The following is a 16,936-nucleotide window of genomic DNA, read 5'->3' as shown; positions in this document are numbered from 1 at the left end:
CTTGAATAACGCTCTGCGTTATTCACATACCCACAACCCCTGCGACGGTAGAGACAAAAATAATATTGCTAAAAGACCGCCAGTAATAATATTCCATAATTACCATTCCAAATGAGCTGATCCCCTTCTTATGGGTGGTAAACTTTTACGTGATCACAGTGGTAAACTTTTTGATTGACAAACACACCCCCGTAAACCGTTCAGTAAAATACCAGCCTATTGGTATTGGGAATTCTTTGAAAATTGGCTCATAGAGCCTCAGGATGGAGAGATTCAGCTTTTTAAACTGGGTCATAACGGCCCTGTCCAGGAGGCGCGGATGCATGCGAGCATACGGCCGGACACGCAAACAGCCGATGAAGAGAATGGGGCTCTCTTTCAAACGCGGGGCCTGGAGTTTGCTTGTCCGGCGGAGGGTCATGTCGATGGCGGTGTACTTTCCCGGGTGCGCCGCTTGGGGCTGGCGGCGGCTACGGATGTTCCCAACCTTAAACCGGGGATCGCTCCTTTGGGTGGCGAGCGTCGCCTGGTCTTCTGGCGGCAAAGCAAACAGGTGCTTCCCTCTTGTCCAGAAGCTTTAAAAGAGAAAATAGCCGCTCTGGGGCACTGCCGCCTTATCCTGCTTACGCCAGCGCATTTCAAGGCAGGCTGGAAACCTTCCTGGCTCCTTGAAAGCCGGGAGGGTGTGCGCCCTTATTTACAGACGGTGGCGCTAAAGAGGCACCAGACTGTCTCCGGTTGGGATTTAGAGGGAAAAGGTAAACGCAAACCCACCCGCCGCCTGGCGCCGGCAGGCACGGTATATTTCCTGAAACTTAACGGTGACAGCGAAGCGATAAAAAGATGGATAGACAGCATTTGGCTGAGCTGCGTAAGCGACGGGGAGCAGGACCGCCGCGACGGGTTCGGCCTGGCTGTTACCGGAGTCTGGGACGGTAAGTTTCACCGGATGGAGGTGTGAGAGCAACTATGAGAGGACTGCCGAAGGATATTTTGCCGCCCCCTGTCAAGCCTCAGCTTGACCGTCTTAAAAGAGGCGATGAGGAAATAAAGTTGATAACCCAGGTCCGCAGCTACGAGTTGATCACCCCTCTGTTTGGTGGCGGCGTAAATCCCGGGGAGGCTGATCCCGTAACAGTCGTCCGCGGCACGGAAATCAGGGGGCAGCTGCGTTTTTGGTGGCGCGCCTGCCGTGGTGGTCGCTTCAACGGCAAACTGGCGGAGATGAGAGAGGCGGAGGACAAACTCTGGGGAGCGGCCAGTACGGAGAAGAAAGCAATGCCGTCCCAGGTAGAGGTGGTATTGTTAACATGGCATGGAGGCGAGGCTAAGCAACCGTTTGAAGTTGTAGAAGGCCTGCTGGATAACCGTACGGGTCAGCCAAAACCCAAACTCAAAGCAAATGAATCTGTAGCCTTAGCTTATGCGGCCTTCCCTTTGCAACCTTCAGAAAAGGAAATCCGTGCCGGCGGTATCGGCATGAAAACTAAAACTGTTCGTACTAATGTACGCTTTACTTTAAAAATTACGTACCCTGATAAACAGCAACAAGAAGTAGAAGCTGCGCTCTGGGCCTGGGAAACTTTCGGTGGTGTTGGCGCCCGCACGCGGCGCGGTTTTGGGGCGTTAAAACTGGTAAGTATTGACGGGAAGCTCATAACCCAACCAGGAACCGCCGAGATTGAGGCCAAAATTCGCCGGGGCCTGGAAAAGCACGTGGTAAGCGGGACGTGGCCCGCCGATGTGCCGCATCTTTCCTTGAGTCCCCGCATGAAAGTTACGGGTAGACACGCGGAACCAAAAACTGCCTGGGATTACCTGGTCAGGCGTCTTCGGGATTTCCGCCAAAGCCGTACAGGAGAATCCCCGAGACAGCCTGGGCGCAGCCGGTGGCCCGAGCCGGATGAAATCAGAAGACTTACAGACTGTCGCTGCGGCAGGCACACCGTGCCGCTTTCCGATATTGGCAAGTTCCCGCGGGCGGCCTTCGGGTTGCCGGTTGTGTTTCACTTCAAGGATAAGGATGCGGGTGATCCTTGTGATACTAAATTAACATGTGGAGAAAAAGATTGCGAGCGTCTGGCCAGTCCCCTGATTTTAAGGCCGCTTGCCTGTAAGGATGGCGCAGTCGGTATGGCGGTAGTCCTGGAGGGGACAGGTGTGGGGATGGTTCCAGGCGGCCTGGTTCTTGAGAAGGAGGAAGGACCCGAAAAAAGCTGGCCAGTTGAGGCAATGATTGATGCTAACGAGGCGCAAAAGATTCAGCCGCTCAATGGGGAACCGGATGTCTTACAGGCTTTTTTAAAGAGAATCTGATAAGGAGGTCAACTTGATGGAAGCACGCATGCTTTTCTTACACGCGCTTTCCCCCCTGCACGCGGGAACTGGGCAGGGCGCTGGGGCGATCGATCTCCCGGTGGCCCGCGAGAAGGCTACGGGCCTGCCCTATCTTCCCGGCTCTTCCCTGAAAGGGGTGCTGCGCGATGCCTGCAAGAACGGCGAGACGCGAAAAAAAGTTTTTGGTCCGGACAAAGACAACGCCCACGAACATGCCGGCTCGGTCCAGTTTTCGGACCAGCGGTTGCTCCTGCTGCCCGTCCGGAGCCTTAAGGGAACGTTTGCGTGGGTCACCTCGCCTTACATTTTGCGCCGCTGCCTTCGGGATGCAGAAAATACCATTCATTCTGATAAAGCTCCGGAAATTCCTGTTCTCAATTCTGTTGCCAACTGCCATGTGATTGATGCTGGGTGCGCGATTACGCTGGATGATCACAGGGTCATCTTTGAGGACCTGGATTTTGCCGCCGTGCTAGATGACAATGCGCGCGTGTGGGCTGAATGGATTGGAATGCGAATTTTCCCGGATGATACTGACTGGCGGGGGATGCTAACCGCGCGTTTTTGCGTCGTGCATGACGATGTGATGGGCTTCCTGCTTGAAACCGCAACTGAAGTCTTTGCCCGCGTAAGACTGCGCGAAGATGCCAAAACGGTGGAAAATAACGCTCTCTGGTATGAGGAAGCCCTGCCGGCAGAGACAATTCTTTCAGGACTGGTTTTCGCAACCCCGGTGAAGGCAGGACCGGGGGAAGTGTTTAATACCCTTGAAGGATTAATGGGGAAACCGCTGCAGTTGGGCGGCAAGGCGACGGTCGGTCGCGGCCTGTGCCGCCTGCGGATGGCAGGAGGTGGAATTAGCTGTGCTGACCCGCAACCAGAAGTATGCCGCCAGGATTTTTCAACAGGTGAAACAACTGGCAGATAAAGAAGACAAGGACAAGTGCAAAAAATACGGATCCATGTCGCACAGGCTGCCGGTGCTCATCCGCACGGCGGGACTGGCTCAGACGCTTGCGTTTGTAGAAGCCAGGGGTGATGCCGGCGGGGAGAAGTTGCTTGAAGATATTGCTGTTGTTTTAAAATTTAAAGGAAAAGAAAGCCTGCTTGAGTCCAGCCGTGAGGCTGAACTCCCTGAATACATGCTCCTGACGCGCCAAGTTCTTGCCGCCCTGACCTGGTACAAGCGGTTTGCCCAGTCGGTGCTGGGTGTGGAGTCAGGCGCGGTGGGGGAGGACGGGAACAAATGAGCAGCAGGCGGGACTGTCTCGTTAACTTGAACTTACAAGAAGTATCTACAACCAATGCGGGGCTCTGGCTGGACAAGTTCATCCGCAATCAGGCCGAAGACGATAAGAAGAGCCGCCGCTCGCTGGTAGACGACGTGGCTGGCATAAAAGAGCCGGATGAATACTCGCTCTGGTTCAAACGCTGGGAGGGAACGCTGCTTAATTATGGCGCACAATGCCGGGTGGCGGAAGTTTTGGGGCGTATGGCTGTGGGCCTGGGTGAGGAAAGCGTCCTGGAAACATCGGTTGCCCTGCACCACACGTATGGTGTGCCTTATATACCGGGCAGCGCCATCAAAGGACTGGCCGCCAGCTTTGCCCGTCAATATCTGGGAGATGACTGGCAGGTGGATACTCCCGCGTATAAAACAGTTTTTGGCGACCCAGACAATGCCGGCTATATCATTTTTTTCGACGCGCTGCCCTTGCCGGGGACCGGTCATTTGTATCCTGACGTGATCACTGTCCATCACAAGGATTATTACCAAAAAGGCAACCTGCCGCCGGCTGACTGGGACAATCCCAACCCGGTTCCGTTCCTTTCGGCCACAGGAAAATACCTGGTGGCGATAGCGGGCCCTGCTGCCTGGACAAACGCAGTATTTGAAATTTTGCAGCATGCCTTTCTTGAGCTGGGGGTAGGAGCAAAAACATCCAGCGGCTACGGGCGGCTAAAATTAAAACCCGCTCCTTCTGCCACGGATGAGGATCAAAAGAAAGCTGATCAGTTGATTGACCAGATCAAGGCGCTAAAGAATCAGGAGATTGCCGGACGGATCCATGCTTTTTACGAGCAGTGGAAAAGCATTGCGGTAAATGCGGAGCAAAAGCGCCGCATAGCAGAAGCTATTGTTACCAGAGTGAAAGAGGCCGGCCGGGAAAAACAGTCAAAGGAAAAGCCCTGGTATAAAGATTTGCTGGCGAGTCTTGTTGATTGACTTTGGAGTAATTTAACCGGAAACGAGGGAATTACCTTTGCAACTCACCGTTTTCTTCCACGCCCCGTCCGAGGTGGCTGTCCCGGTGCACTACGGCGCCCTGCTGCAGGGCCTGATCTACCGGCAGATGCAAAACCCGGCCCTGCGCCGCTACCTGCACGAGCACGGCTTTCCCCTGGAGAAGCGGCGTTTCAAGCTGTTCACCTTTTCCCGGCTGACGGGCAGGTCGGCCCGCTTCGACCGGGCCAACGGGTCCATAGTGTTTGCCCCGCCCTTGCAGCTGGTTATTTGCTCTCCCATTTCCTTCATCCTGCAGGAACTGGGCAGCGGCTTCCTGCGGCAGGGGCAGGTCCGCCTAAGCGGCGCCAGGCTGGAAGTGAAGGAGATGGCCGCGTCCAGCCCCCGGGTGAACTCCAGCCCCGTCCGGGTGAAAATGCTTTCCCCGGTGGTCATGTACAGCACGGCCCGGTCGGAAAACAGGCGCTCTTACACCTACTACTATTCCCCCTTCGAGCCGCGCTTTGCAGAGCTTATCGGCGCCAACCTGGCCAAAAAACACCTGCTGGTTCACGGGCGCCGGGCCGAGACGGAGGGCTTTGCCATCCGCCCGGCGGAAGTAAAGGAAAATGACTTCAAGATAACCCGCTATAAGGACACCGTCGTCAAGGGCTGGCTGGGCGAGTATCACTTGAGCGGAGATCCGGAACTTTTGCAGGTGGCTTTAGACGCCGGCCTGGGGGCAAAGAATTCCCAGGGCTACGGCTGCTGCGAACTGGTCACATAGTAACCGGCTACTAGATAAAATGGTATTTGCCGCTCCCGGCAGTGCTGTTACAGCATGTTATACTTTTTTTTGCCATAAAAATCATTACATAGACTAATTAGCTGTCGTGTTTTGTTGAAGGTAAATACAATTTAAGTGTGGTGAAAACAAGTGAATCTACCGCAAATCACAGCGATGGCCGGTGTTCAGGTGGAAGAGCAAGGAGATTCGCTGGCCTCGCTGGTAAAAGAAAGGCTCAGCCCGCAGCCAAAGTTGAAAAATGACGACGAACAGTATGTGGTGTTTTTAACTTTTGACTTGGACAATAGGGAAATCCGGTTCGAGGATCCAAAACCTTTTAGGCCAGATATACCAAAAACGTTTAATTATTTTGGTAATAATGGAAGATCGCAATCACAATACTATCTCGTACGGGAAGTGGGTTCCCTGGTTTACCTCCTGAGTACGGTTTGGAATGACCTGGCACTTATGCTTGACAAATACGGCATGAAAGATTCCGAACTGCGCTGGAAACTGCGGCAGATGGAAGAGGCAGAACTGGTTACTATCACCGGTAAGAAGGGTGAGGGGACAGTAAATTTGCAGAAGCTGCTTCTTCCCAATATAGACGGCAGATTGACCGGCATTGAAGATAAGAAAAAAGCCGTTGTGGGTGAAGAAAAGTTTTCTTTTGAGGATCTGGTCCGCCGCGCTCTGGGCGTCACTAATAAAAACACCAGGTTTCTGTTGGTCATTCCAGCCCTGAGGTGTCATGGGGAACCGCCGGTCATCCTCTCCAGGCATCCCGATTACCTAACGCTGGTTGGAAAAGTCAACCGGCTGGAAAATACTGAAACAGAGCATGGCAATAACACTGGGCTTGTTTGTTCCGTTTGCCGTAACCGTAAGCCGGACGTAAAAAGCGAGTATAATTTTTCTTTTCCAACAGGATTAAATAAGATATTTACTATGACTACTATTAATTATGCTAGTGGGATAGGAAAAAGTGGTTACGACCGTGTATATGCATTCTGCAACGAATGCTACAAAAAACTTCTCTCCGGGCAAAAGTTAATAAGGGAAGGATTTCGTACCTGGATTGCGGGAGAAAATGCTTTTATCCTTCCGGAGGGAATTATTGAACACCTTTCCTATAATTATATTGAAAGAATTAGAGATATTGCTGATTTAGCCTTCCAAAGCCGTGATGCTTTGGAATGGATTAAGTTCGTTGAAGCAGAAGCTTTCGAAAACAGTGGATTATATTCTCTCAACATTATTGTGTACCGGGAGGAAAGGGGGAAATCCGTATCCATTCTGCAGACCATTGAAGATGTGCCGCTGCTTCGCTTCCAACTGGTGATGAGGCTGTTGGCCGAAGGGGTGGCGGCCTTGCGACCGCACGTCCGCCCGATGTCTTTGGGAAGCGTTTATCACCTGATTCCGGTGCGGAAGACGGAGAAAGGGCAGGTGAATGTGCAGCGGGTACTGTCGTTTTACAAAAGCCTTTTGTCCGGTGAGATGGTATATTCGAAAACTCTATTCGGCTACGCGGTGGAGGCCCTGGATAAAGGTTTGAGGCAGTTGTCCAAGCAAAAACTGGACAATTACGAAAACCTGAACCTCACCTACTACCGGGATGGTAGAGAAGATTTTTTCATCAAGCATGTTATCATGTCTTACCTGGCGCTTTTCCGCGTGTGCGGGCAGCTTGAACTGCTGGACAGGCCGGTATTTGCATGGAGAAGGAGGGAAAACATGGCGGAGAATAATCAGAGTAAAAGCCTGTCTTCCGTTGAAATGATGGAGGACTTTTTAGAACAGCAGGGATTTTTGCCGGAAGCCAGGGCGCTTTTTTACCTTGGCGCGCTTGTTAACCAAGTGGCCTGGAAACAATCGGAAAGAGGTCATAAAACAAAACCGGTGTTAGACAAAATTAATTACCAGGGCATGAGCAGGCGGGACATCCTGCGCCTATACGAAGACACGCTGGATCTGGTCAGGCATTATTTTGAAGGAGTGCCCTTGTATATAGCCCAGTACATGGAAAGGTTTCACAATTATTTTGGCTCTCTGGAAAAAGCCTGGTCTTTCAATGAACAGGAAAATGTCTTTTATATCATGTCCGGTTATGCCTATCTGGTCAAGGGGGCGAGCGATTCCGGCTCAGGTGAGGGGAATGCCGATGAAGATAAAAATGAAAACCAAACGGAGGAGGGTAAATAAGTGAATGCCTTGATACGACAGAACAGTGACTTTTTATTCGGTTTCGAGGCGGTGATGACCAACCCGAACGGAGACCCGGATCAGGAGAATCGGCCCAGGATGGACTACGAAATGGCAACGGCCCTGGTGAGCGATGCCAGGCGCAAGCGGGACTGCCGTGATTTTCTGAAGCGAAAGGGGTACCGGATTTTTGTCGACACCTTTGAGGACGATAAAGTTCCGATGGACCAGATGTTTGAAATAGTTGTCGGGGAATGGTTGTCGGACGAATCAAAAATTGCTCAATTATTTAAAGATGCACCGGTACTTGAGGAAAAATGGAACCAGGCAATGAATGAAAAAAAATTGAAACAGGTGTTTAATGATGAAAAGTGGAAGCAGTTCAGTAATATATCCGGAGGCTATCGCGACAAATATTTCTTTATATTGAAAGACTCAAAAGCTAAAAAGATTAAAGAATTTGTTGATTTCAACAATCTTTTTTTGACGGGAATCATTAAAGATTCATTAATTGATATCCGCCTGTTCGGCAGCGCCATGGCGGTTGGAGGCGTTACCCGCACTTACACCGGGCCGGTGCAGATCACCTGGGGGTATTCCCTTCATCCGGTGGAACTGGTTAAATCCAGTACCATTACCAGCATCATGAACGAGGGCAATTCCACGTTCGGGAAGAAGCACAAGCTTCATTACGCCCTCATCGCCCATTATGGAACGATAAACAAATATGCCGCATCTCTTACCGGTATGACTGAAGAAGACCGGGGTATTTTTAGAAAAGCCCTGGTCCAGGGCATGATGAGCAACCAGACGGACAGCAAACAGGGTCAAACCCCTTTGTTTTATATTGAAGTACAATACAAAACGGGTTTTGACGGGTACCTGGGAGATCTTAGACGTTTCTGCGACATCGCCTGGCGGGAGGACAAACCCATCCGTAACATCCAGGACGTGACGGTTGATTTTAGTCCAATGACGCGGGTTATCGACGAATTAAAGAGCAAAGGATACGTCGAAAAGGTGACCGGCTGGCTGCATCCGATGTCCGATCTTTCTTCCCTGCAGAACTTGCCTGTTTTTGATGAAGAAGTTGATCTTTGGGCTGCAGTTCCCGCAAGACAATAATGCAGGTGAATAAAGTTATGAAAATACTTTCTTTCCGTCTACAAGGGAAAATGGCCCATTTCAGGCGCTATTACTCCAATTCCTCGGCCCTGTCCTATACGGTTCCACCCAGGACGACAGTGGCCGGAATGGTGGCAGGGCTGCTCGGGTATCCGAGGGACAGTTATTACGGCATTTTTTCCCTGGATCATTGCCGGGTTGCTTTGATGAACGGTTCTCCGGTCAAAAAGCAGATGCAAAAAATGAACCTCCTGATGATTAAAAGCCCCAATGATCTCAACGGATCACAGGATTTTCACAGCCAGACGCCCACAGAGCTTGTGATCCCCCAGGATATACGCAAAGGTTTCCTCGATTACCGGATTTGGTTTTACCATAAAGATCCCGGCATCATGGACGAATTGGAACATCTATTAAAAACTGCCCGGCCGGGTTATTGCAGCAGGGGCGTCTCCCTGGCCCTGGGAACCGCCATGCATCTGGGCTGGATGATATTCGACGGGGCAACGGCAGGGAAGGAAGTTGTCCCCGCTGGACCTGTTCCGGTTTTGTCGGTAATTCCCATGCCTAAATTGGAGAGAATAGAGTTCGGGGAATCCCCTGTATCATACCGTCTGATCAGGGAAGAGCTTCCTCTGGAATTCGATGGGGACCGGCTGGCCACTGAACGGGGAAAAGCGGATATGTTGATCAGCCTGACCGGCTCTCCGGTCACCGCCAGGGTTTCCTCGGCGGTGATGCTGGATGACGGAACGTATATAACCTGGATGGAGTGACGGCATGAGCCAGAAAGAATATTTCGCTCATTACAACGGCTGCCGGCAGCTTCTGGCCGAACACTTAAATAATGTGGCTATGGCGATGCAAAGCGCGGTACCCCCGTCCCTGCACTTTCCAGCACTCTCGCATGAAACGGTCCGGGAAATAGGTTTCTGGATGGGTTATCTGCACGATCTGGGCAAGTATACCGATTTTTTTCAGGATTATCTCCTGAAAAAAATTTCATCGCCGCATAAGCAGCATGCCCATATCTCTTCTTTTTACCTGCATGGAAGACTGCTGCATGTTTTGCCGGGCCCGGATGGAGACAGGCGGCGCTGTGCAGCAGCTTTCCTGGCTTATGTCGCTGTCCGGCGCCACCATCTTCCCCTGAGTTTGTCCGGCCTCTTTCCTGATTATGAGGAGGAACCCTTCCGGGGTCTTTTAAAGGCATTGTGGGAACACCTGGAGATAAAGAAAGGTGAAGTGCTTGAGGATTCCGGACTTATTGAAAGATTAACACCTGAATTTTTTAAACAGATTGGAGATCCGGACACCAGATGGCGGGACAAGCGCAATTTCCTCTTTATGCCACAGCACCTGGCACAGCGTTTAAAAGACGTCCAGTGGTATTTTTTCCTGCTTTATATCTTTTCGCTCCTGATCGATAAAGACAAGCTGGACTCGGCCGGTGTTGAGACCAGAGAGATTTCCTTTATTCCTCACCATCTGGTTCCAGCCTATTTGTCCAAAAAACGTTTGGGTAACGCCCGGCTTCGCTCAATACGCGAAGAAGCCCGGCTCTCTATGCTGGGGAGGATTAGTGCCCTTCATGATAATGAGATCCGGAAAATCCGTTTCATGACGATTACGGCGCCGACCGGACTGGGCAAAACTTTGGCCGCGCTGGAATGTGCCCTCCTTTTGCGGGAGCGCATTGAGAGGGCGGAAAAATATACACCCAGGATTATCTCGGCTATTCCATATATCAATATCATAGAGCAGACGCGGCAGGTTTACGAACAGGTTCTGGCCGGGGGTACAAAGCAGGCCGGTAGACTCGTAATTCACCACAGTTTGGCCGATATATCCCGGAACGATGGCGATAAAAATGAGGAAGTCCCTCTCGAACAGATTTTGCTGGAAGTGGAATCATGGGAAGGAGACGTTATCCTTACCACCTTCGTACAATTGTTTCATTCCCTGTTAACCGGGAACAACCGGATGCTAAAGAAAGTCCACAAATTGGCCGGCAGCATCGTGATACTGGATGAAGTCCAATCACTGCCTGACCGGTACCAGCCCTTGATCGGCGCGATTTTGCGGAAGATGGGCGAATTTTATGGCACCCGGTTTATCCTTATGACGGCAACACAGCCTAAGATTTTGGAGTTCGGCGATTTGCTTCTGCAAGAGAACGGCCGGGGCGGGGGTGAACCTTTGGAATTACTGCAGGATCACAAGCGGTATTTTTCCCAAAACCGGCGGACAAAGTTGATTTCTTTGTTAAAAGAAAAGCTTGATACGGAAACATTCGCTTTTTTAATCGCGGGCTGCAGAAAACCCGGCCAATCCGTGCTGGTTGTAGTGAACACCATCAGGCGCAGCGTCGAATTGTTCCGCGCTTTAAAGGAACGGTTTAAAAAAGAACCGGATAATCCTAAAATTCTCTATCTTTCCACCAATATAATGCCAATGCGGCGCAAACAGGTAATTGAAGAAGCAAGGGTGTTGCTCCGTCAAAAAAATCCCGTGATCATGGTTTCCACGCAAACAATAGAAGCGGGAGTGGACCTTGACTTCGATTTGGGATTCAGGGACCTGGCGCCTTTGGAGTCGCTCATTCAGGCTGCGGGGCGGGTTAACAGGGAAGGGGAAAAGGGAGAATACTTACCGGTGTATGTTGTTTCCGTGAAAGATGACGCGCAAAGGGTTTACGCTTTCCACCATATTAACCGCACCAGGGCGATGCTGGAAAAGAAAGAAGAAATTTTGGAAAACGAATACGGCCGTCTGGTTGAGGAGTATTATGACCAGGTTTTTAGAGACGGGGTTTCAGAGGAATCCAGGCATATCTGGGAAGAAGGAGTTATGAAATTAAATTTTGAGGTTTTGCAGGATTTTAAACTCATTGACAATACCGGTGAAGTGGTGGACGTTTTTGTGGAGGTGCCCACATCCGTTGACCCGGCCTCACTGGCGTCCCGCCTGGCGGATGCCTACGAGGAAGCTCTGGCTGACCGGGAGTGTTGGGATTGGAAAAAATTTGACGGTTTAATAGATGAGTCCATTCCCGGGGAGACGAAGGAAAGGCCGGATTTTTTTCAGCGCAAAGCGATTCTTAGAGTGCTCCGTTCAAAAATTAATGACTATGTTATCCAGGTGCGCAAGTATCATGCGGCGAAAAATAATCCGGTGGATTTTTGTGCCAGGGGCGGTGTAAAGTCAAATTTGTTGTGGATTCCACCTGGACAATTGGAAGACTATTATGATTCAGAAACCGGGTTCAAGGATAAATCAGGCAGGGCTTTTATGTTTTAGCGGCATTTCTTTTTCCGTAATGTTTACGGCTGTCCAGCCCTTCCATTGCCAGCAGGGCCCGCGCGGCAGAAAACATTGCATAATAAGAGCGGGAAAAATGTACATTTCGTGATAAAGTGAGGTGGAGGAGGTTTGACCATGCTTACAGAGATAAAATTTACGAATGCGCGTAAAACCCTGACCGATATTTATGATAACGTATGGCACCGTTATCTACCGGTTATCATTAACCGCCACCAAAACGAAGAAGTCTTATTGCTTCGGCGAGAGTTGCAGCAGGATATACTAAAGGCTTACCTTCTAAAGCCGGAGATTTTACCGGAAAAAGATGGTTCCGTAACTGTTGCTTTAAATGAAATCGATATAGCTGTCAATGCGACAAGCCTGGGCGGAGCTCTTGACGAACTTGTTAAAGAGATGAAAATCTATGCTCAAGATTATCTTGACCGGCTCCAGCTATTTTTGAACGCCCCAAACCGCAAGACACATTTTCCTTATGTTATGCGGATTTTGCTTTGCGACAGTGACCAGGAAATTAAATCCCTCCTGGATTTATAACTATGCCTCCGAAATTCGGCGAACTAAAAAGATACTGTGAAAAGAACGGCTGGGTCATGATTAGGGACACAGACCACTGGTATTATGAAAAAGTGTTGTCCAATGGCGATATCTTACGAACAAGAGTCAGTCATTCTGTAAGCAAGGAAATTCCCGCCAACTTGTGGCGAAAGATATTAAAACAACAACTCAGAATATCGGAAGAAGAGTTTTGGAAGATGATATAGTATGGTATTATGTACCGTAAGACTTTCTTATTTACATTCCCTCCAAAAAAGCGCAACTGCTTGATAGCCTTTTGTATAATAAAATTGAGGAGAAAGGTAGAATATTATAATATCGCAACGGTTCCCTCAACTAATAAGCCACGGTCGCTTGAATAATATCCTTCTCGTAACAGCCAATGTCCCCAGTGCTCGTTGGCAATTTGTTGTGGTTGAAAGTGAGGATTTGCATAAATACTTACAGATACCATGGCTATACGGCCAGCAAGTCTTCTCCAGGCTTCCCTGCGTTTCCAGCGGTCAGCAACACTATTAGCTTTATCCATGTCTTCTTGCAAAGAAGGGTCTTCCTCAATTACCAAGAAGGTATATTGTCTATGTTCTTTTCCACGTAACAACTCATGCACCGGTAGGTCCTCCTGCCAGCGGGCAAATCTTTTCAGATGAACTCTGCCGGTATCTTTTTTGTCAAATAGTTGGTTAAAATAACGGTTGGATAAATCCAGAACGTTTTCTTCCGGCAATTCCATTATATCTTTAATCAATTCCCTGGTAACCTGCAGATGGACAGGATCATAAATCATTTCTGAATACCTGTTTTCATCTTCGTCTACCAGGTCGATTATTTCTACCTGACAGCGTTCCTTTTTTCCATCACGGTTACATCGCCCGGCAATCTGAACGAGGCTATCCAGCGGTGCAAAGTCCCGGATAACCAGATCCATGTCGATATCGACTCCAGCTTCTATACATTGAGTTGAAACAACAAAACATGGTTTTCCTTCTTTGATTTTCTCTATTGTTTTTAAGCGATCAAGGGGTGTAACATCAGCGCTAATAAAATAAACAGGTAGATTATGCCCCTCCATAATCGAATCAACCAATGTATCTCTTATTATCCGGGCACATTTTCGTGTGTTGAGGGTAATTAAGACACGTTTCTTTCCTTCGATCCATATAGGCAGTCTTTTTTCAAGCTCCTCCTTAAATTTTTCAATACTCAGTTTGTCTTTAAGTCTGAAAAGAAACTTGTACCGCTTAAATTGGGAAAAATATTTTTCGTAAGCGGGAAGGAGCGGAATTGCGTTTTTCACGAATGGCGGCAGTGTTGCCGACATTAATAAAATCCTGCTGTTGCACGTTATGGAAAGGCTATTTAGAATGCTTTCCAGAGGTTGCCACAATTTACAGGGGAGAGATTGTACCTCGTCCATAACTATTAAAGCGTCGCACAGGCTGTGAAAACGCATCTGGTATTTGGCTCTCGGGTCCATCAGGTTCATCAAGAACTGGTCGTAAGTGGTGATCACTAACTCACTGCGCCAGGTATCTACAAAAAACGGTTCATCTTCTTTTTCCAGCCATTCAGCGTAGTTCCGGTCGGAAAGGGAATGGCTGGTCAACAACCAGGCGCCGTCAGCTTCATAACCACCGGTTTGCAGAAGCTTTTTATATTCTTTTATAGTTTGATCAATAATTGATAGAAAAGGTAATACAATTATTATTTTCGGGGGTGCGGCAGGCAAGGAGGCAATAATTTCCCTCAGCCTGAAAGCCCAGGTAGCTGCCAGGAGGGTTTTGCCGCTCCCGGTGGGTGCGGTCAGGCTGTAAACCCTGTCGGTTTTATTTTGTTCAACAACTTTTAACACATCGCCCCTGACTTTTAGCCTTAAGCGGTTTGTTTTTGTGTCAGGCGGAGACCCGATATACTGGTCAATCCACCGTACTTGCCAGTGCCGCGCTTCTCTTTTTAAATAATGTGCGGGCTCGGAAACAGCCAGAAACGCTTTATCAGCCTCAAGAAATACAGAGTAAATAAGTTGCGCCTTCAACCTAAAATTAACTGCTTCCCTTTCTGATAAAGATAATAGTTTTAAGTTAATATTGTTTGTTAGAAACTTTTTTAGCTTCGTGAGGAGTCTTGAGAAATTATCATTTGCGATTAACTGTGAAACCGTTTTAAGATCTAGCCCAGTTTCTTTAGTCAGACCAGAATAATTAACCATATTTAGCTGCTTTTTAATTAGTCTGGCCTTTTCGCCGCCAGCAAAGTTGTCGATATCCCATTCCGGACAACTAACTCCATCAAACTTACTCTCAGGTATTGTTGGAAGCCTTCCGTGATGACCTCTTGCAGCCGCGGCCAGGATAAAAGTCTCCAGTTCATCCCAATTTTCGTCAATAGCCTTGGCAAGAGTAAAAATCAGCGATAAAGTAGTATGAGATTTTTCATTCGTGGCACCTCTGTATTCAGCCGGGTTTTTTATATAGTCCTGAAAGGCAGTTGTACCTTTACCCACGTCGTGCAATAAAACAAGCTTTTGCAGTGTATTTTCAATTGACGGCGTTACTGTCTCCTGTGAATGCCAGTTACAAATGCCATGCAGCGCCTTATTTATCTGTTCGATATGCTCACTCAAAAAAAGATGCGGGTGTGAATTGACCCTTTCAGTCATAGAAACATCAAAACCCTTTCCTCACCCAGGTATGCTTCGGACGTCTTTAACGGTATTGGACGGGCGTCTTTTTCCATGAAATAATTAGCGTGGCTAAAGACTCTCTTGGGTGTAACTGTCCTTGGCATGCGCAGGAGATTGATGGCAAGTTTTTCATTATAACACTTTTCAATATCAAGCTGAACATAATCCTGTCTAATTACTGTTTCAACGGAATAGGTTCCCTCCGGTAGTTTATCAACTGAAATGGAGTCAATATATTCAATATCGGCCATCAGTTCCGATAACCCCAGGCTCGGCTGGAAATACCACTTCCGCTCTTTGATGCGATTTTCCAGCTCGGTATGATATGGTTCAGGCAAACCGACCCATACTTCGTAAGATGGGTTGAATAACCACTCCTGGGTAATCAATGTTGCTTTTTCCGGCTTAGTATTTTTTTCTTGTTTTTGTGACCTTTTAATAATGTAGGAAAGCGATTCAGGGGGATCTTTCCTCAACTTTGCCTTGTGCCAGTGTGTAACAGGAATTTTGCCGGATAAAGCGACATGCATTGGCTCCAGCAATTCCTGTGGCTGATCTTTGGGAAGACCAAGCACGGCTCCCATGATCCCCATAATCACTGTCCTTGGTGGTATAGGGTAGCTTATGGCGCTTGCTCCTGCATCTGCCCGGAGAAAGTGGCCGAAACGCCCATGCAATCGAAAGTTTATTAGTTTTATCATAGAGTATCAGCAACCTTCAGGCGAACATTCAATATCCAGCGATTCCCATTCGACCGGTAACTTGGGTACAATTTGAATATCCTTTGAAACGGCATAACGGATTGTCTGAATTCGTTCAGCCTGATCCGAAATCCTGTCTAGCAGCTTACCAATATCTATATTAAAATCTTCCGGTGAGGACCAAGCCCGTTCCTCTTTATCACCGGCGGCAACCAACTTCACATAGTCATGCAGCCTGCCGAACTGAAACTCTTCGCCAGGTTTATATTCTACGCTGATTAATAATTGAGGTATCTGTCCTACTTTTGACCTTGTATTGGCCGCCGACCGGACACCGTGCCAGAGAGATTTCAAAAACAGCTCATAATCGGCGTCAGTCATTTTGGAGATACTGGCCGAATGCTCGTTCGCCACCCCTGAAAATCCGATTAATGCGTAGCGAAGGCCGAAATAAGTGGTAAAAGTACCCTGCTCTTTTGATTGATCACTGGCAAACACTGAAGTTCCATGAATATCCACGCTTTCAGCCCGGTGGAGTACTTCACCCATGTTGATCTGAACGGCGCCTGTCATTGTCTTGGGTTCCGGTTTAGGCTCCCAGTCCACTTCCTTCCCGTCTTTCTCTTTGATTTTTCCTGCTTTGAAAGCAAAAGAACTGCCGAAAAGCCGGGCATCTATAAAAGCGTCCAAAAGAATATCAACCAATTCTTTACCTTCAGCCTTGTCTTTGCCGACAGCGTTCAGGTAATGAATCACCCGGCCGGTCAGGTTGGTTGTTCTGCCCTCAATGTTGTCGACCAATATATCCTGTCCCCTAAATTTTAAAAAATCTCTGGCGAAACGTTTTAAACGCACATCGGTAACATAATATGTTCCGTCCGGCAGCACCCTTGGGCGGTTTTCATCGGGGTCGCCGTTGGGATTTCCCATTTTAATATCATACAAAAATAGAAATTCTCTTCTCCCGGATAATGTTTTTGCTGAGTTTTCCATTA

Annotated in this window: 13 protein-coding genes and 1 pseudogene; 11 read left to right on the top strand and 3 right to left on the bottom strand. The window is 48.7% G+C overall.

Going from position 1 to position 16,936, the window contains the following annotated elements:
• Window positions 1-196: 196 nt before the first annotated feature.
• The 11 genes and pseudogenes from Pmgp_RS02660 to Pmgp_RS02610 all read left to right on the top strand — a co-directional run.
• Window positions 197-961, top strand: a pseudogene (locus Pmgp_RS02660) (type III-B CRISPR module-associated Cmr3 family protein); the annotation flags it as partial.
• Window positions 962-969: 8 nt separating this feature from the next.
• A complete protein-coding gene (gene cmr1 / locus Pmgp_RS02655; RefSeq protein ID WP_134212416.1) occupies window positions 970-2,316 on the top strand; it encodes a type III-B CRISPR module RAMP protein Cmr1 in 1,347 nt (448 codons plus the stop codon).
• A 16-nt stretch (window positions 2,317-2,332) separates the two neighbouring features.
• Window positions 2,333-3,265: a type III-B CRISPR module RAMP protein Cmr4 gene (cmr4, locus tag Pmgp_RS02650; RefSeq protein WP_134212415.1), complete on the top strand. Its 933-nt coding sequence runs from the start codon at window positions 2,333-2,335 to the stop codon at window positions 3,263-3,265.
• Window positions 3,201-3,587 (top strand): type III-B CRISPR module-associated protein Cmr5, encoded by a 387-nt coding sequence (cmr5, locus tag Pmgp_RS02645; RefSeq protein ID WP_134212414.1) that lies wholly within the window; start codon window positions 3,201-3,203, stop codon window positions 3,585-3,587. The genes cmr4 and cmr5 overlap by 65 nt, the downstream gene beginning before the upstream one ends.
• Complete coding sequence (cmr6, locus tag Pmgp_RS02640) at window positions 3,584-4,564, top strand: type III-B CRISPR module RAMP protein Cmr6 (RefSeq protein WP_134212413.1); 981 nt, start codon at window positions 3,584-3,586, stop codon at window positions 4,562-4,564. Before cmr5 ends, cmr6 begins: the two co-directional genes overlap by 4 nt.
• A gap of 37 nt (window positions 4,565-4,601) precedes the next feature.
• Window positions 4,602-5,348, top strand: a complete 747-nt coding sequence (gene cas6, locus Pmgp_RS02635; protein ID WP_134212412.1) for a CRISPR-associated endoribonuclease Cas6 — start codon at window positions 4,602-4,604, stop codon at window positions 5,346-5,348.
• Between the two features lie 150 nt (window positions 5,349-5,498).
• Complete coding sequence (locus tag Pmgp_RS02630; RefSeq protein WP_134212411.1) at window positions 5,499-7,553, top strand: TM1802 family CRISPR-associated protein; 2,055 nt, start codon at window positions 5,499-5,501, stop codon at window positions 7,551-7,553.
• Window positions 7,554-8,678 carry a CRISPR-associated protein gene (locus tag Pmgp_RS02625; protein WP_243119696.1) on the top strand — a complete coding sequence of 375 codons (1,125 nt, stop codon included), beginning with the start codon at window positions 7,554-7,556 and terminating at the stop codon, window positions 8,676-8,678. It abuts the gene before it with no gap.
• 17 nt (window positions 8,679-8,695) lie between these two features.
• Window positions 8,696-9,454, top strand: coding sequence for a CRISPR-associated protein Cas5 (gene cas5, locus Pmgp_RS02620; RefSeq protein WP_134212410.1), 759 nt, complete (start codon window positions 8,696-8,698; stop codon window positions 9,452-9,454).
• 4 nt (window positions 9,455-9,458) lie between these two features.
• Window positions 9,459-11,978 (top strand): CRISPR-associated helicase Cas3', encoded by a 2,520-nt coding sequence (gene cas3 / locus Pmgp_RS02615; protein WP_134212409.1) that lies wholly within the window; start codon window positions 9,459-9,461, stop codon window positions 11,976-11,978.
• 138 nt (window positions 11,979-12,116) lie between these two features.
• Window positions 12,117-12,536, top strand: a complete 420-nt coding sequence (locus Pmgp_RS02610; RefSeq protein WP_134212408.1) for an exoribonuclease R — start codon at window positions 12,117-12,119, stop codon at window positions 12,534-12,536.
• A 331-nt stretch (window positions 12,537-12,867) separates the two neighbouring features.
• Here the strand turns inward: Pmgp_RS02610 and cas3 (Pmgp_RS02600) are convergent, their stop codons facing one another.
• From cas3 (Pmgp_RS02600) to cas7b, 3 genes are read right to left on the bottom strand one after another with little or no spacing between them, the layout of a single operon-like run.
• Entirely contained in the window at window positions 12,868-15,216 is a 2,349-nt protein-coding gene (gene cas3, locus Pmgp_RS02600) for a CRISPR-associated helicase Cas3' (protein WP_134212406.1), read from the bottom strand.
• Complete coding sequence (cas5, locus tag Pmgp_RS02595) at window positions 15,213-15,941, bottom strand: CRISPR-associated protein Cas5 (protein WP_134212405.1); 729 nt, start codon at window positions 15,939-15,941, stop codon at window positions 15,213-15,215. The genes cas3 (Pmgp_RS02600) and cas5 (Pmgp_RS02595) overlap by 4 nt, the downstream gene beginning before the upstream one ends.
• Before the next feature lie 6 nt (window positions 15,942-15,947).
• Window positions 15,948-16,934, bottom strand: coding sequence for a type I-B CRISPR-associated protein Cas7/Csh2 (gene cas7b / locus Pmgp_RS02590; protein WP_134212404.1), 987 nt, complete (start codon window positions 16,932-16,934; stop codon window positions 15,948-15,950).
• Between the last annotated feature and the right edge of the window lie 2 nt (window positions 16,935-16,936).

Source organism: Pelotomaculum propionicicum (genome assembly GCF_004369225.1).
Lineage (GTDB): Bacteria > Bacillota > Desulfotomaculia > Desulfotomaculales > Pelotomaculaceae > Pelotomaculum_B > Pelotomaculum_B propionicicum.
This window is presented reverse-complemented; position numbering and strand designations above follow the sequence as displayed.

Bases quoted from the DNA above. Each gene is read 5' to 3' on its own strand.
- cmr4 (WP_134212415.1), top strand. From the start codon at position 2,333: ATGGAAGCACGCATGCTTTTCTTACACGCGCTTTCCCCCCTGCACGCG.
- cas3 (WP_134212409.1), top strand. From the start codon at position 9,459: ATGAGCCAGAAAGAATATTTCGCTCATTACAACGGCTGCCGGCAGCTT.
- cmr6 (WP_134212413.1), top strand. From the start codon at position 3,584: ATGAGCAGCAGGCGGGACTGTCTCGTTAACTTGAACTTACAAGAAGTA.
- cas3 (WP_134212406.1), bottom strand. From the start codon at position 15,216: ATGACTGAAAGGGTCAATTCACACCCGCATCTTTTTTTGAGTGAGCAT.
- cas5 (WP_134212405.1), bottom strand. From the start codon at position 15,941: ATGATAAAACTAATAAACTTTCGATTGCATGGGCGTTTCGGCCACTTT.
- Pmgp_RS02610 (WP_134212408.1), top strand. From the start codon at position 12,117: ATGCTTACAGAGATAAAATTTACGAATGCGCGTAAAACCCTGACCGAT.
- cas5 (WP_134212410.1), top strand. From the start codon at position 8,696: ATGAAAATACTTTCTTTCCGTCTACAAGGGAAAATGGCCCATTTCAGG.
- cmr1 (WP_134212416.1), top strand. From the start codon at position 970: ATGAGAGGACTGCCGAAGGATATTTTGCCGCCCCCTGTCAAGCCTCAG.
- cas7b (WP_134212404.1), bottom strand. From the start codon at position 16,934: ATGGAAAACTCAGCAAAAACATTATCCGGGAGAAGAGAATTTCTATTT.